Source organism: Enterococcus sp. 12F9_DIV0723 (genome assembly GCF_002174375.1).
GTDB classification, from domain to species: domain Bacteria; phylum Bacillota; class Bacilli; order Lactobacillales; family Enterococcaceae; genus Enterococcus_A; species Enterococcus_A gilvus.
The window spans coordinates 1,799,678-1,816,238 of record NZ_NIBK01000001.1 but is presented as its reverse complement, the minus strand read 5'-3'; the positions used below and the strand labels follow the sequence as shown (position 1 = coordinate 1,816,238).

At 40.8% G+C, this 16,561-nt stretch carries 16 protein-coding genes; all 16 read left to right on the top strand.

All coding sequences use genetic code 11. From position 1 onward, the window contains the following. The first annotated feature begins 99 nt into the window (after nt 1-99). The 16 genes from A5868_RS08625 to A5868_RS08550 all read left to right on the top strand — a co-directional run bounded on the left by A5868_RS08625 (nt 100) and on the right by A5868_RS08550 (nt 16,536). Nucleotides 100-489 carry a hypothetical protein gene (locus A5868_RS08625; protein WP_086303751.1) on the top strand — a complete coding sequence of 130 codons (390 nt, stop codon included), beginning with the start codon at nt 100-102 and terminating at the stop codon, nt 487-489. 48 nt (nt 490-537) lie between these two features. Further along, entirely contained in the window at nt 538-1,557 is a 1,020-nt protein-coding gene (locus A5868_RS08620; RefSeq protein WP_086303752.1) for a DUF2922 family protein, read from the top strand. Nucleotides 1,558-2,010: 453 nt separating this feature from the next. Further along, nucleotides 2,011-2,313, top strand: a complete 303-nt coding sequence (locus A5868_RS08615; protein WP_010780700.1) for a YlaN family protein — start codon at nt 2,011-2,013, stop codon at nt 2,311-2,313. A 3-nt stretch (nt 2,314-2,316) separates the two neighbouring features. Then, the gene (locus tag A5868_RS08610; protein ID WP_086303753.1) at nt 2,317-3,507 is read left to right on the top strand and encodes an FtsW/RodA/SpoVE family cell cycle protein; all 1,191 of its coding nucleotides are present in this window, start codon (nt 2,317-2,319) and stop codon (nt 3,505-3,507) included. A 5-nt stretch (nt 3,508-3,512) separates the two neighbouring features. After that, nucleotides 3,513-6,935 carry a pyruvate carboxylase gene (locus A5868_RS08605; RefSeq protein ID WP_086303754.1) on the top strand — a complete coding sequence of 1,141 codons (3,423 nt, stop codon included), beginning with the start codon at nt 3,513-3,515 and terminating at the stop codon, nt 6,933-6,935. A 21-nt stretch (nt 6,936-6,956) separates the two neighbouring features. Continuing rightward, the gene (locus A5868_RS08600; protein WP_086303755.1) at nt 6,957-8,066 is read left to right on the top strand and encodes a CAP-associated domain-containing protein; all 1,110 of its coding nucleotides are present in this window, start codon (nt 6,957-6,959) and stop codon (nt 8,064-8,066) included. Nucleotide 8,067: 1 nt separating this feature from the next. Beyond that, nucleotides 8,068-8,493 (top strand): YlbF family regulator, encoded by a 426-nt coding sequence (locus tag A5868_RS08595; protein ID WP_010780704.1) that lies wholly within the window; start codon nt 8,068-8,070, stop codon nt 8,491-8,493. Further along, a complete protein-coding gene (locus A5868_RS08590) occupies nt 8,480-8,827 on the top strand; it encodes a YlbG family protein (RefSeq protein WP_174293652.1) in 348 nt (115 codons plus the stop codon). The genes A5868_RS08595 and A5868_RS08590 overlap by 14 nt, the downstream gene beginning before the upstream one ends. Nucleotides 8,828-8,965: 138 nt before the next feature. Continuing rightward, the gene (gene rsmD / locus A5868_RS08585; protein WP_086303756.1) at nt 8,966-9,520 is read left to right on the top strand and encodes a 16S rRNA (guanine(966)-N(2))-methyltransferase RsmD; all 555 of its coding nucleotides are present in this window, start codon (nt 8,966-8,968) and stop codon (nt 9,518-9,520) included. 1 nt (nt 9,521) lies between these two features. Beyond that, entirely contained in the window at nt 9,522-10,016 is a 495-nt protein-coding gene (gene coaD, locus A5868_RS08580; RefSeq protein WP_010780707.1) for a pantetheine-phosphate adenylyltransferase, read from the top strand. Continuing rightward, nucleotides 10,006-11,049, top strand: a complete 1,044-nt coding sequence (locus A5868_RS08575; protein WP_176281290.1) for a SepM family pheromone-processing serine protease — start codon at nt 10,006-10,008, stop codon at nt 11,047-11,049. The genes coaD and A5868_RS08575 overlap by 11 nt, the downstream gene beginning before the upstream one ends. 121 nt (nt 11,050-11,170) lie before the next feature. Next, nucleotides 11,171-11,779 (top strand): helix-hairpin-helix domain-containing protein, encoded by a 609-nt coding sequence (locus tag A5868_RS08570; protein ID WP_086303758.1) that lies wholly within the window; start codon nt 11,171-11,173, stop codon nt 11,777-11,779. 29 nt (nt 11,780-11,808) lie between these two features. Then, complete coding sequence (locus A5868_RS08565) at nt 11,809-12,297, top strand: ComE operon protein 2 (RefSeq protein ID WP_010780710.1); 489 nt, start codon at nt 11,809-11,811, stop codon at nt 12,295-12,297. 68 nt (nt 12,298-12,365) lie between these two features. Further along, complete coding sequence (locus A5868_RS08560; RefSeq protein ID WP_087654150.1) at nt 12,366-14,522, top strand: DNA internalization-related competence protein ComEC/Rec2; 2,157 nt, start codon at nt 12,366-12,368, stop codon at nt 14,520-14,522. A gap of 128 nt (nt 14,523-14,650) precedes the next feature. Further along, nucleotides 14,651-15,679: a DNA polymerase III subunit delta gene (gene holA / locus A5868_RS08555; RefSeq protein WP_087654149.1), complete on the top strand. Its 1,029-nt coding sequence runs from the start codon at nt 14,651-14,653 to the stop codon at nt 15,677-15,679. A gap of 407 nt (nt 15,680-16,086) precedes the next feature. Continuing rightward, entirely contained in the window at nt 16,087-16,536 is a 450-nt protein-coding gene (locus A5868_RS08550; RefSeq protein WP_010780713.1) for a flavodoxin, read from the top strand. Nucleotides 16,537-16,561: the final 25 nt, after the last annotated feature.

The window sequence follows — 16,561 nt, the reverse complement described above, 5'->3', positions numbered from 1 at the left end:
TTTATGAATAATTCGGATTGGACTTTCCGAAAGAATAGCAGTAATTTTTTCGTGTAGATATCTGATAAGAATTCTTATCAAAAGGAGGAACCATGAGCGATGGAAGAATACGGATTAACTAGACAAAAACTATTTACTTTAAAACGCGGGACCCTAGAGAAACGCCTGCGCACATATTATTATGAAAATAAAAATGAAAAGGCTACCATCGAGATGCTGATCGCTCTGCAAGTCAGAGATGAACTAACGAGTGAAGCAGATAATTTTTCTCATATGCTGAGAAGCGTTGTGTCTCGCATTTTTTTGCATAAACGTACGACGAAAGCGATGCGTCGTTTTTATCATTATTTTACAGAATACTTTAGCGAAAAAGACTGGCAATCATTAGTAACGAAATTATTTCCAGTATTGACTTATAACGAGGAAACAGCTGAGGAATTCGTCTCGCAAACGTCTGGAGAAGATATTCTAGGAGTTGCGGAGTCATGATTGACTGAACCAACAAGAACAATGAATGGGTGGAAAGGGGAGAGTGAGATGGATACAAGCACAACGATCTTATTGGATGCTAAATTTATGAAAAGCAATGGGAAAAAGCATCATTTCCGCATGAAGGACTTTGATCCAACCAAGCCGGCGGAAAAAGTAAAAGCAGCACTGAAAAAATTAACCAAGCTGGATATTTTTGAAAACGACGGCGTTGGCTTATATAAAGAAGTTCTGGAAGCAAAAATGGTAGAAGTTAAAAAGACGGTACTTTTTAAGGACCATCAGAAGGATAACCCCAAAAAGGAAGAAAAAGACTTATATACGCAAATCACAGAAATGGCGGCTGCGATGGGGTACTCGCTAGATGCGTCCTTCGACATCTTAGATACCCTCAAACTGCCAGAGGAGTTAACGGTCATGGAAGAACGACCGAATGCTGAGACACTGATCCAATTGATCCAATTGCCTAGCGGATTCGACCCAACGGAGTTGTCTGAACAGCAAAATTATCGTGTGGTTGCTTCCTGTTTGCCAAAACATGCGACGTTAAAAGATATTTACCTCGATGATGAAACGACACCTGCCAAACTGCTTGCCGTTTCAACAATCGAAGTGGAAAAAGAGGACACGTCAAGTGCCGCTTCAAAGGCGTTGGCAGCAATCAAGTTGCCAGAGGATTTGACGATTATCGAAGAACGGCCAAATCCAGAAACCTTGATTCAAAAAATTGGATTGCCAAAAAGGATTGACCCAGTAGCGCTGTCGGATAAGGACAATTATCGGATCGCTGTGTTTTGTTTGCCCGAGAACAGGATATTAGAGGAACTTCTCATTGACGATGAGACAACGCCGGCTAGATTACACTCGGTGTCAAGAGCAGCTAATACTGCTCCACCGATCCCCTTGATCGAGAATGCGAGCGCAAAACCAAAAGAGAGCATAGCGCCAAGGCCAGTTTCGGCCATCCCGCCGAAACGAACAGCTGGAGAAAGTCCGCCCAAGCCATTAAAAATAACTAGCCATAAGCGGCGTCACCGACTGATTGAACGTATAAGAAGTCGGGAATAACGAATTTGAATGGTTAACCAAATCTGAATCCAACGTTGGTAAATTGAACTGCTCTTATACAAAACATGGTTAATAAAATAATAGCCTGCTTAAATCAGCGGGCTATTTGTCGTGAGTGGAGATAAGTGGTCCATAAAAGGCTAGATAAGGAGCGATGAAAAAGGATGCGTGCATTTTTAATGAAGAGGCGCGTCAGGGATCGGTGAGTAAATTATAGAAAAACGTTATGTTTCATATTTCCTGTTTGTTTCACGGCGCAACTGTTCAAAAGGATTGATTTTCTGCGTTTTTATCTAAAGTTTTTGGTTTGTAATCTTTATGTAATATTCGATCAGCTGTGTAAAAGTCAAAACCCGAACGAAGTGTTTAGAAAAAGCTTAGTCTCACGTATTTTTTCACTTTTTGAAATTTTTCTATGTTATAATGTTGGAATCAAGATAGGAGGGAAGCAAAATGGAAAATATTTCTTCTGATTTTGCCGTTAAAGTGTTGCAAGAAGATGCTGACAGGATTAAATTGTTGATTCGTAATCAAACAAATAGTCTGTGTATCTCTCAATGTAAAGCTTTTGAGGAAGTCGTTGATACACAAATGTATGGCTTCTCACGTCAAGTATTCTTTGCTGAAAAGGTAGGTATCTTGAAGCGCGGAGAAGGACAGCAAATGCTTAGCGATCTAGAAGCTGAGTTGAATCGTTTATATACGGAATTGTACGAAACTCGTCAAGATTTGACGGATGCCGGCTGGGAGGCTTAACCCTTGCCAACGAAGATAAAAAAACGTCATTTTTTAGATTATAGTATTTTGATTCCTTATTTGATTTTGACCGTGATTGGTTTGATCTTTGTTTATAGTTCAACATCTTATTTATTAATTACGAATGATATAAGCCCAACAAGTCTGGTGATGAACCAGGGAATCTTTTGGGTTTTAAGTTTGATCGTTATTAGTTTGATGTATAAGATGAAGACAGATGTATTGAAGAGCCAGCAATTGATCATTTTTGCTACATACCTCATTTTTATTCTGCTCATTGTCGTCATGTTCATCGGTGATGAGATCAATGGGGCCAAGGGCTGGATTCGAATTGGTTCCTTTACAATGCAGCCAGCCGAATATTTGAAAATAATGGTCGTCTGGTATTTGTCTTATATTTTATCGAAGCGTCAAGAAACCATCCAAGACAATTTCGTGAATGACATGAAGCGCCCCTTAATGCTGGTTTTCGCCATGATCTTTCTGGTTGCGATCCAACCGGATATGGGGAACGCTGCGATCATTACCTTATTAGCTGTCATTTTGTTGTTAGCAAGCGGGGTCAATTGGTTGTATAGTTTGATCATCGGCGGGACAGGTATAGCAGGTAGTTTCTTAGCAATTGAATTTATGACTCATTTCGGTGAGGCGATTTTGCCTGAAAGGCTGCAATACATTACTAGCCGGTTTGAAAGTTTTAAAAATCCCTTCAAATATGAATTGGATCAAGGCCATCAAATGGTCAACGGCTATTACGCCATGTTCAATGGTGGTTGGTTCGGTAGGGGATTAGGAAACAGTATCGAAAAAAAAGGATTTTTAAGTGAAGCTCATACCGACTTTATTTTCTCTATCGTAATAGAGGAAGTTGGTTTGATCGGCGCTTTAATTATATTAGCAGTATTGATTTTTATGATCGCGCGAATCTTCTTAGTTGGGATTCGTTCAAAAAAACCTTTCAATTCATTGATATGTATCGGAATTGGAAGCCTGTTGTTATTACAAGTTTTTATTAATCTTGGTGGTATTTTAGGAATTATTCCATTGACAGGGATCACATTCCCATTTCTGAGTCAAGGAGGAAATAGCTTACTTGTGTTGTCAGTAAGTGTCGCCTTTGCATTGAATATCAGTGCGGATGAGAAGCGAACGAAACTTGCAATCGAGTATGAATACTTAAAAAGTCAGGAGTGAAGTGCATGAAAAAGGTATTGGTAGCAAATAGAGGTGAAATTGCAACGCGGGTGTTCCGTGCGTGTAGTGAGTTAAACATTAAAACGGTAGCGATTTTTGCAGAGGAGGATCAATACTCCGTACACCGTTTCAAGTCAGACGAAGCTTATTTGGTCGGCAAGGGAAAGAAACCGATCGACGCATACCTGGATATTGAGGACATTATTCGTGTGGCGAAAGAGGCGAACGTGGATGCCATTCATCCAGGTTATGGGTTTCTTTCAGAGAACTTAGGCTTTGCGAAGCGTTGTCGCGAAGAAGGATTGATCTTTGTCGGTCCTGATTTGCACCATCTAGATATTTTCGGCGATAAAATCAAAGCGAAAGCAGCAGCATTGGAAGCGGGGATTCCGTCAATTCCTGGTTCGGATGGTCCAGTAGACACGATCGAAGGTGTACTGGAATTTGCAGAATCACATGGCTATCCGATCATGATCAAAGCAGCGTTAGGCGGCGGGGGTCGTGGAATGCGAGTTGCTCATGATGAAAAAGAAGCACGTGAAGGGTATGATCGTGCGAAAAGTGAAGCCAAGGCCGCTTTCGGAAATGACGAAATTTATGTCGAAAAATATGTTGCCAATCCTAAGCATATCGAGGTCCAAATTTTAGGAGATACTCATGGAAATGTTCTGCACTTATTTGAGCGCGATTGTTCTGTTCAACGTCGCCATCAAAAAGTTGTAGAAGTCGCTCCATGTATTTCTTTAAACGACGAACAACGGGAAAGAATTTGTCAAGCAGCGGTTCAATTGATGAAACACGTGGGCTATGTGAATGCCGGAACAGTGGAGTTCTTAGTGGAAGGGGATAACTTCTACTTTATCGAAGTCAATCCGCGGGTCCAAGTAGAACACACAATCACTGAATTGATTACGGGTGTTGATATTGTTACGTCACAGCTATTGATCGCTCAAGGCAAAGATTTGCATAAAGAAATCGGCTTGCCAGAACAAAAGGATGTCCAAATGTCTGGTGCCGCGATCCAATGTCGTGTCACAACGGAAGACCCATTGAATGGCTTCATGCCTGATACAGGGAAAATCGATACGTACCGTTCACCGGGTGGTTTTGGTGTGCGTTTAGACGTCGGAAATGCTTATGCAGGAGCGACGGTAACGCCTTACTTTGACTCATTGCTGGTAAAAGTGTGTACCCATGCATTGAATTTTGATCAAGCGATCGAAAAAATGCAGCGTTGTTTGATCGAGTTCCGTATTCGCGGCGTTAAGACCAATACTCCGTTTATGCACAACGTGATCAGTCACCCAGTGTTCCAAAGTGGAAATGCAAAGACGACGTTTATTGATAATACGCCTGAGTTATTTGAATTCCCTCGTGTCCGCGATCGTGGAAATAAAACGATGCGATACATTTCTGAAATCACGGTAAACGGCTTCCCAGGCATCGAAAAGCAAGAAAAGCGTTATTTTGAAACACCACGTGCACCAAAGATTGAAAAACGTGCACTTCTTACTGCTAAAAATGTTTTGGACAACGAAGGCCCTGACGCAGTCTCAAAATGGGTGAAGGCGCATGATTCTGTCTTATTGACAGATACGACCTTCCGCGATGCGCATCAAAGCTTACTGGCTACACGAGTGAGAACCCATGATTTATTAAATGTTGCTCAAGCAACGGGAGAAGGAATACCAGAACTATTCTCAAGTGAGATGTGGGGCGGTGCGACCTTTGACGTGGCCTATCGTTTCTTAACCGAGGACCCTTGGAAACGATTGAAATTATTGCGTAAAGCAATGCCGAACACATTGTTACAAATGTTGTTCCGTGGCTCAAATGCAGTAGGCTATTCTAATTATCCAGATAATGTACTGGAAGAGTTTATAAAAGAAGCGGCGCATTACGGGATCGATGTTTTCAGAATTTTTGACAGTTTAAACTGGATTCCGCAAATGGAGAAAAGTATTCAATACGTACGTGATGCAGGGAAAATCGCTGAAGGAACGATTTGCTATACCGGCGATATTTTGGACCCAGATCGTACAAAATACAATGTACAATACTATAAAGAGATGGCGAAAGAATTGGAAGCTATCGGAGCACACATCATTGCGATCAAGGATATGGCTGGTTTATTAAAACCGCAAGCCGCATTCCAATTGATCAGTGAACTAAAAGAGGCGACAGATCTGCCTATTCATTTACACACCCATGACACGGCAGGAAATGGGATCATTACTTTATCTGCTGCTGTAAAAGCGGGAGCAGATATTGTGGACGTGGCAACAAGTGCCATGAGTGGTGCAACTAGTCAGCCAAGTATGAGCAGCTTATACTATGCATTGCAATACGGCGATCGTACACCTGAACTGAATTTAAAAAATGTGCGTCAAATCAATCACTATTGGGAAGATGTACGACCATACTATGCGAGCTTTGAGAATGGCATCATGGCTGCACAGACGGAAGTTTACGATCATGAGATGCCTGGTGGACAATATTCGAATCTGCAGCAACAAGCAAAAGCGGTTGGCTTAGGCGACAAGTGGGATGAAATCAAAGAAATGTATCAAGCGGTCAATTTGATGTTTGGCGACATTGTCAAAGTAACCCCATCTTCTAAAGTTGTTGGGGATATGGCATTGTTCATGGTTCAAAATGATTTAACAGAACAAGATATCTATGACCGTGGAGATGAGTTAAGTTATCCAGATTCCGTGATCAGCTTTTTCCAAGGCGAATTAGGGCAGCCTGTTGGCGGATTCCCTGAAAAATTGCAACAGATTGTTTTACAAGGTCGTCCAGCGATGCAGGAGCGTCCAGGTAAGTTTGCGGAACCAGTGAATTTTGAAAAAGTAAAACAAGAGCTGCAAGAATTGATCGGCTTTGAACCAAGCAAAACAGACGTCCTAAGTTATTTGATGTATCCGCAGGTATTCTTGGATTACCAAAAATCGTACGGACAATTCGCAGATGTAACATTGCTTGATACGCCGACCTTCTTCTCAGGTATGCGTCTTGGTGAAACGATCAATGTTCAGATTGAAAAAGGGAAGACATTGATTATTCGTTTGGATGAAATTGGCGAAGCAGATGTCGAAGGAAATCGTACCCTGTTCTTCAACTTAAATGGTCAACGTCGTGAAATCGTCGTGAAAGATGCATCGATCAAGAGTGCCGTGCAAACAAAACGAAAAGTAGAACCAACAAATCGCGAGCAAATCGGCGCGACAATGACGGGCTCTGTTTTGAAGGTATTAGTTAAAAAAGGCGACCATGTTGAAAAGGGGCAACCATTGCTGATCACTGAAGCGATGAAGATGGAAACATCGATTGATGCTCGATTTGCAGGAGAAGTCGCTCATTTATATGTTGAAGAAGGAGAAAGCATTTCTTCTGGTGATTTATTGATTGAAGTGAAAGAAAAATAGTAGTTGTAGGAGCGTTGCCGTGTGAAAAGAGTGATCGGATTTTTTAGTATCTTGTTTTTGGTTTTGGTTGGTTACTATTTACAGCCGGTTCTCTTTCCACCTGCGCAAAAAAATATCCCTATCGAGCATAAAGATCAAACGGTTCGCCACAAGGCATTAAAGCATCAAACAATCAAGGCGGAAGGGTATGCGACTTATATTTCCCAGCCCATCGAATCCTTTGAAGAGAAGTTTGGTCAACCGACGAAGATCGAAGAGAGCGGATTTTTTTTCCAAACGCGGGATTATGCATTGGAACAGGGATTATTAGAAGTGAATGTTGAATCCGGCAAAGTCAGTACCATCAAAGTAATGGCGAAGAAAAATACTGAAGCAAAGCCATTCAAATTTGGGATGACAAGCAAGCAGCTCTCCGATCAAATTAATTTATCCGCGGATTTTGCTTTGGCTTATGATGAGGAACCGGTAGCGATTGAATTGAGCGAGAATGACATGCGTTTCCGTCCATTAGTTGCATTTGATAACGGGACCTTCGCAATGCTCTTTTTTAATGGTGACAGTGAAAAATTGATCGGTACTGTTTATTTGGACATGGAAAACCTGCTGCGGCTGATGCCTTATCAGATCAACAGCGGCAATCCGTTGGCAAATCGTGTCCAAGAAAGCAATCTCGATTGGAATCTATTGAATCAGCAAAAGCAGACTAGAATGATTGAAGCGATTAATCGCTACAGAAGCTTGCGAAAATTGCTCGTTCTTTCCATGTCGACGAAAAGCTCAGAGAATGGCGAAAAGCTATTAAAAAGTTTTTTAACGACGCCTAAAAGAGTTCTGTCAAATGAGCGTTTAGAAGAATGGCAGACGGATCAAGGGGCTCACTTGAGTAATTTATCTTTTGAATTATCTGATACAGAGTTTAAGGATCTGGCTAAATCTGAGAAGATCGATTATCAGGAAGGCTTCTTCTATTTTCCTATGGTAGACCCTTTGTTTAATTTATTTAATTGGATCAGTCGCGATCATTTGAACGAGCTTTTTGATGGGCCTAAATCAGAGCTCGGCGTTGCAATCAATCAAGAAAGTGTGCTAGTCTTGTTACAAGAACCTGAAAAAACAAAGGATAGTGACTAACTTGATTATTAATGATGCTTTCTTTCAGTTGGAAGATCAGAACCAGATCTTGGTTCAAGCGATATTAGCGAGTCAATGCTATAAAAACTATCTGCAGGCGAAAGCACAGATGAATGCTTGTGATGACGTGGCTAAACTGAAAAGAAATTTTCAAGCTGAAAAGGAAAAGTTTGAGCGAATCGCTGCGTATGGCGAATACGCGCCAGATTACCGTCAGCAACAGCGGAGTGTCCGCAAGAGCAAGCGTGCTCTTGATTTAAATGAAAAGGTGGCCGCTTTTCGTGTAGCAGAGACAGATTTTCAACGATTATTGGATGATATCGGGCAACGATTGGCAAATACCATTTCTTCAGATATCAAAGTTGATGCTGGAAATCCCTTTTTTGAAACAGGGAATCATAGTTGTAAGGGGAATTGTCATGGATAATACAGAATTTGTAATGCAACATAGACGAGGAATGATCGTTTGGGTCTATTCGTTAAAACAATTGAAAACGTTGAAACGCTTTGGATTGGTTCATTTCGTTTCTAGAAAAATGAAATACGTCGTCTTATATGTGAATGAAGAGGCCGCAGATGAAACAGAAGAAAAACTTCAAGGACTTCATTTTGTGCGCCAAGTAGAACGTTCATACCGACCAGATATTGAAATGAATTTTGCGGATCGCATTGGAACAAAAGCCGCTTATCAGGTGAAAGACGAGGAAGAATTGGATGTTCTTGAGGCCAATACGAAGATTCGTTTAGCGGAAACCGTTTAATTAAGGTGAAAAATGTCTGATTTATTCAAACATTTTTCATCTTTTTCTTTGATAATAACGATATAAATCTCCTTTTTTGCTAGCAATGATCGTTTATCATTCGCAAAACTGGAAGCATTTAGAGAGGGGCATGCACTCATGCGGGTAGTCGCAGGCGAATTCGGAGGTAGAAAATTAAAAACATTGACGGGAAGCAATACGCGACCGACAACCGATAAGGTAAAGGGAGCGATCTTTAATATGATCGGCCCGTACTTTGATGGAGGGAACGCACTAGATTTGTTTTCTGGCAGCGGATCGTTAGGCATAGAAGCAGTTTCGCGGGGAATGGACCAGGCTGTTTTAGTAGAAAAAAACTATCGAGCAATGGAAATCATTCGGGAAAATGTCGCTATGACTAAAAAGGAAGCGGCTTTTCAACTTCTGAAGATGCCTGCCAATCAAGCAATCCAGCAGTTAACAGATAACGGACTGCAATTTGATCTGGTTCTGTTGGACCCGCCCTATGCGAAACAAGAGATCGTCAAACAGATCGAAATGCTGCTGCATAATGACTTGTTAACGTCTCGTGCGACAGTTGTCTGTGAAACAGATAAAGAAGTGATTTTACCTGAAAAAATAGGGACGTTAAAAGAACGTAAACGTCAAGATTATGGTATCACCGCCATAACGATTTATGATTGGGAGGATTAAGATGACACGCATTGCGCTTTTTCCCGGAAGTTTTGATCCATTAACGATGGGGCATTTAGATACAATTGAACGGGGCGCGAAATTGTTTGATGAATTGATCATCGGCGTTTTCGTAAATACAAATAAGAAAAGTTACTTTACCTCTGAAGAAAAATTAGCTATTGTGGAGGAGTCTGTAAAACACTTGTCGAATGTTCGGGTGGTGGGTCAAGAAAATGAATTGACCGTCAACGTGGCCGAAAAGCTGGGCGCAACCTTTTTGCTACGGGGAATCCGAAGCGTGAAGGATTATGAATATGAAAAAGAGATCGCCTTGATGAATCACCACTTAGACCAGGGCTTGGAATCAGTCTTTTTACTAGCGGATCCGAAATACAGCCACATTAGTTCATCGATTTTGAAGGAAGTTTGGACGTTCAATGGAGATATAAAAGAATACTTGCCTGAAGCAGTCTATCGGGCATTGGAAGAGAAGCGTGAGAATAGTGAAAAATAATAAACTTGTCAAACGATTACTGCTTATTTTTTTAGCCTTAATAGTCGTCGCCTGTATAATTGTGCCAATCCCTTACTATATTGAACAGCCCGGCGAGACCATCAACTTAAAGGAATTGATCACGGTCAATGATAAGAAGGACGAGCATAAAGGCTCCTTCAGTCTGACCTCTGTTGGAATTCGTCGAGCAACAGTATTTACGGCGTTACGATCAAAAATGGAACCCTTTAATGAAATTATTTCTGCAGATGAATTGACTGGCGGTGCCAGTGATGATGAATACATGCAGATTCAAAAGTTCAATATGGAGACGTCGCAAAACTTTGCGATCGAGCAGGCATTGAAACTTGCGAACAAGCCCTATAAGATGGAATACAAAGGTGTATATGTGCTAGGTGTAGAAAAAAATTCAAACTTCGCTGGAAAAATCAATGTTGGCGATACCGTAACCAAAGCGGACGGCAAAACTTTTACCAGCAGTGAAGACTTCATGAAATATGTCAAATCTCAAAAAGTAGGTCAAGAAATGAAAGTGACCTATGTCCATAATGGCGAGACCAAGGAAGCGACAGAGAAATTGATCAAGCTTCCGACTGACAAGAAGCCGGGAATCGGTATTACACTGACGGACCACACAGAGATCGATTCACAGGAAAAAGTGAAAGTCGATGCAGGTGACATTGGGGGTCCTTCCGCAGGCTTGATGTTCACATTAGAAACTTACGAACAATTGATCGATAAAGACCTGCGTCATGGCGAAAAAATTGCCGGAACCGGGACTATAAACGCCAATGGCGAAGTTGGCCGGATTGGCGGGATCGATAAAAAAGTTGCCAGTGCAGCCGCAGACAAGAATAAGGTTTTCTTCGCTCCAGACGATGAGATCACGAAGGAAATGAAAGAAGCACAGCCAGGAATCAAATCAAACTATCAAGAAGCAAAAGCTGCGGCTAAAAAAATAGACACAGAAATGAAAATTGTTCCTGTAAAAACAGTAAAAGACGCCTTGGATTATTTAGAGACGATGAAATAAAAAAAGCTGAACGTGTCCGATTGAAAAATCGGGCACGTTTTTTGTATTTCATAGAAAAAAAGAGAAGCAGCCATGCTATTTCTCTTTTTTGTTGCGTATGTTAAACGAAAAGGAGGGTGTTATGAAAGATTATTTGAAAAAGTATCCTATTTTGTTTGCTTTGCCTCTCGTACTGCTTCCGATCGTTTTTTTCTTTCTTGCAAGAGAACCTGACAATGAAATCTCAGACCCAGCATTGTTTTCTACAGAAAGCAGTGCGTCGCTAGATACGAGTGAATCCAAAGATCAAGAATGGTATGTTGACGTAAAAGGCGCAGTAAAAAAAGCAGGAATGTATCGTATTAAGGAAGGCATGCGTTTGATGGATGTGATCGATTTGGCCGGCGGGTTTATGGAAGAGGCAGATCAAAACCAACTAAACTTTTCAAAACTAGTAATGGATCAGGAAATAATTTATGTTCCTAAAGTTGGAGAAGAGATTCCAACTATTAAGGAAGAACCTTCAGAAGGGGGCTCAGGAACTCCTGAAGCAGAAACAGCAAAAGTCAATATCAACACAGCAGATGCAACCGAATTGCAGCAATTGAGCGGGATCGGAGAGAAAAAAGCAGCAGATATTATCAAGTATCGTGAAGAAAATGGCAGTTTTCGCGCGATCGAAGACTTGACGAAAGTATCAGGAATTGGTGAAAAGACGCTTGAAAATTTAAAGGACTCGATTACAATATAAGAAAGATCAAAAGAGAGGACGAATAATGGATGACTGAAAGAATCCCTTGGGATCAATATTTTATGGCGCAAGCCGTTTTATTATCATTAAGAAGTACCTGTACACGTTTAGAAGTAGGAGCAACGATCGTGCGGGATAAGCGAATTATCGCTGGAGGGTATAATGGCTCAGTCAGCGGAGATGTTCATTGTATGGATGAAGGCTGCTATGTGGTCGATGGTCACTGTCTTCGGACGATTCACGCGGAGATGAATGCGCTGCTGCAATGCGCAAAGCTAGGGATCGCCACAGATCAAGCGGAGGTCTATGTCACTCATTTTCCGTGTCTCGCCTGTACAAAAGCATTGCTGCAAGCAGGGATCAAAAAGATCCATTATTTGAAGGATTATCACAATGATCCGTATGCGATCGAGTTGATCAAGCAAGTAGGTGCTAGCATGCATCAAGTACATCTCGAAAGTAAATACTTCACTAAACTACAATTAGGAGAAGATGCTGCCACATTGCCTGAAGGATAGCTGCTGTTCGCAACTACTTAATTTTACCGATCTTGGTTGCTGTATTATCAGGAAGTCTGATCTATCAAATGAATTTATGGCTTCTAGTAATTCTTATCGTTTTGTTTTTACGGATTCTCTGCATGAAAAACCATCGGCTGATACTGCTGGTCTTTTTGTGCAGTTTTTTTATTGGTTTACGAACGTACTATTATGTAAACCAAGAGCAATCACCACAAAAAGAATTCACGAATCAAATGATCGAAATACAACCCGATTCAATAAAAGTTGATGGCGATTTTTTAAAGTTTACAGGAAAGATGAAAAAGAAAAAATACTTACTTTATTATGTGCTGAAAACGCCAGCAGAAAAAGCTCTTTGGACGAAAAGAAACGTGCCGGATACGGCCGTGATCAGTGGAGAAACTGCTTCGTTTGAGGGCCCACGAAATCTGAACGGGTTTGATGAAAGAAAACAGTATAAAAGTTTGGGATTTAATCAAAAAATCCAAGTCGAGTCTATGAAGCCCTATAGACAGAATAAAGTGTCATTAAGCCTTGTGCGCCAGCAATTAATCTGGAAAGTCGATCAGCGCTACTCCAAACGTCTAAGCAGTTATGTAAAGGCGTTAGTGCTGGGGTATAAGGATGAGCAGTTCACGGAATACACCGCTGCCTACAAAACTACCGGATTGCTGCACTTGTTTACACTGTCTGGCTTGCATATTCAATTTTACCTCGGGGGTATTCACTTGCTGCTTAAACGTCTGGGGCTGATAAGAGGAACACGCTTGTGTGTACTTACTTTGGTGGGATTGCTTCTAGTATTTTTAACAGGCGGCAGCTATAGCACCATCCGAGCGGTTATTAGTTTCTTACTTGCGTTTAGTTGTCTCACGTTTGAGCGATCATTATCTAAGCTGGATCAATGGAGCCTCATGCTTTATATCTTAGTCTTTTGTTTCCCCTTGGTTTTTTGGTCAGTGGGTGCTCAATTAAGTATTTATTTTGCTTTGATGCTTCTCTTTCTTAATGATCTATCTTTTAAAAATTGGCAGCAAATGTTCATGTTTTCAGCACTGGCATTGCCTTTGCTGATCTATAGCTTTAGCGAGTGGACCGTTGTTGGAGGGCTACTCACGTTGTTGTTGTTTCCATTATTCGAATGGCTGATTTTACCAGGTTCGGTGGTATTATTTTTTGGTTGCTTCATTCCTGTTTTATCAATACCTGCACCATTATTTGACGGACTGTTTAGCCTCTTGGAAAAAGGGTTGGCACTTGTCGACTTTCCCAATATAGTCATTGGTCACCCAATCTTTCCAACGTTGCTGTGCCTCATCCTATGTGTTCTTCTCCTGATCGACCGATTGGCCTATCAGCAGCCGATTTATTGGATCGTTTGCGTGTCCCTATTCTTTTTAGCAACGACTGCTTTTTCTGCGAATGGCCTAGTGGCGTTTGTCGATGTTGGACAAGGAGACAGTATCTTCATCAAACTGCCCTTTAAGCAAGAAACATTTTTGATTGATACGGGTGGACGATTACATTTTAAACGAAAGAAGTGGCAAACGCGACAACTGAAGAATCCCTCTGATTACAATTTAGTCCCTTTTTTAAAGTCTGTGGGATGCCACTCGATCGACCATGTAGTGATTACTCATAATGATGCGGATCATATGGGGGAGTTAGGTCATCTATTAAATGAGATAACAGTAAAAAATCTCTATCTAGCCAAGGGGTCACAAATGGAACTAAAAAAGATTCTTCAGCCTATCAATGACACAGCCATCCATTTAATAAAAAGAGGGGATACGGTTGGCGATCACTTGAAGCTTCAAATACTCTCTCCCGAAACAAGCCAAGGAAAAAATGATGACTCGGTAGTGGTCTATTTTGTGGTAAACAAGCAGCGTTTTTTATTGACGGGCGATTTGGAAACAACTGGGGAAGAAAAAATAGGTGCCTATTATCCGAAATTAACAACCGATTTTTTAAAAATAGGGCATCATGGAAGCAACACCTCGACTGGAGAAGCTCTGTTAAAGCAACTGCAACCTAAATATGGGATTATTTCAGTCGGGAGAAGAAATCGATACGGCCATCCCACGGTGGAAACACTGGATAAATTAAAAAAATATCAGATCAGGACTTATCGAACAGATCACCAAGGAATGGTTTATTATCAATGGTCTGCACTGTCGAAAAAGGGAAAAATCAAAGTCTTAATAGATTTTCCGGAGTAATCGTGGTAGCATGAAGAGTCAATGTGTCAGGTGATTTTGGCAAAGACCCTACGTATACCATTCCCCATGAGGATTAGTGATATACTATAGAAATTCAACTTTAATTACTACTAAATTAGGAGTATGACATGAATACACAAGAAGCCCTTCAACAGATTAGAACTGCACCGCTAAAACCGGTTTATCTAGTGACAGGAACAGAAGATTATCTGATTCAAGAAATCCGGCAAGCATTTATTGACCGGATGAAAAAAGATGACCTCGAAGAATTGAATTTCATGTCTTTTGATATGGAAGAAAGCGGTCTAGGCGCAGTCATCGATGAGGCAGAAACGATGCCTTTTTTTGGCGATTACCGGCTCATTTTTGTTGAGAAGCCTTACTTTTTAACTGGAGAAAAGAAAAGTAACACGCCAGAGCAGGACACGGATGGTTTGGTGGACTACCTCAAGCGACCGTTAGACACCTCGATCGTCGTTTTTTGGGCGAATTATCCCAAGCTGGATGCCCGCAAAAAAATCACAAAGGCATTAAAGAAAACCGAGACCATCGATGCCGCTCCGCTTCAAGAGCGAGAGTTGCGCAATTTTTTGCAGCGCTATATCAGCAATGAAAATGTAAAAATATCAAAAGAAGCATTTGACTTATTTTTACGATTAACAGATTTTGATCTTTCAAAAGCGATGAATGAAATCGAAAAATTATTGTTACTTGCGGGTGACGGAGGGACAATCACCCTTCAATTAGTCCAAGATTTGGTTCCAAAAACCTTAGAGCACAACATCTTTGAACTGACGGAACAAATTTTAAAAGGCGACACGGCAAAAGCTTATCAAACATATGAAGAGCTGCATTTGCAAGGGGAAGAAACGATTAAATTGACCGCGATATTGATTGGTCAGATTCGTCTGTTGCTACAAACCAAAGTCTTGCAGAAAATTGGCTATCAACAGGCCAATATCGCGGAAACATTAGGTGTCCATCCATATCGAGTGAAATTAGCGATGCAGCAGGTTGCGAAATTTCCACTCAATCTACTTGTCTCAATGTATGATGAATTAGTCGAAAATGATTATGAAGTGAAGACGGGTCAAGCCGATAAGGAGATCAACTTTCAGCTATTTATCTTAAAAACAACAGAAAAAATAAAAAAATAGTTTTATTATTGAAGAGAAGCCATCGGATCATCGCGTATTCGATGGTTTTTTTATGTGTTTGCGAAGTAAAACTTCAGAAAATCGATTAAAAGCGACAAATTAGTTGAGATGGGAAAATAAAGTTAGAAAAACAAATAGTATCGACTTTTTCAAAAAAATTTAGAATAAAAATCTCTCAGCAATGTTTAATAATTCACATTTTTGAGGTATGATTAAACAAAGGTGTTGAATACCTAAAAATAAGCTTGTTAAGCGCTTCATAATGAAAATAAAGACCTTTAACCGTGTACTCATTTTACTTTTTTTAAAATGCTGCGTGTAATTTTTCTCAATCGATAATAGTCAGCGTCGCTGGCTTTATATATGCAACAAAAATGTATAAAACCATAAAAGAAAGGATGAACAAAATGACATTAGCAAAGATCGTTTATGCAACAAACACAGGAAACACAGAAGGAATCTCTGAAATTCTGGAGGATGCTTTTGAAGAAATCGGGATCGACGTTGAACGCGTGGATGCGGATGAGGCAGAAGCAGATTTTTATGAAGATGCGGATATCTGTGTCCTAGCTACTTATACTGATGGAGATGGGGAATTGCCTTTCGATTTGGAAGACTTGCATGAAGAATTACCTGAGGAAGATCTATCAGGAAAAATCTACGGTGTCGTAGGAAGTGGCGATAGCGAGTTATATCCAGACTATTTCTGCCATGCAGCGATCGCATTTGATGAAGCTTTTGCCAAAACAGGCGCTAAAAAAGCAGCGGAAACTGTGAAAATCGAAAATGAAGCAGATGATGAGGATGAAGAAGTATTGAAAGCATTTGTGAAAACTTTGGTAGAAGCAGCGGAATAAGGATTACCTTGGAGGAATGGAGTGA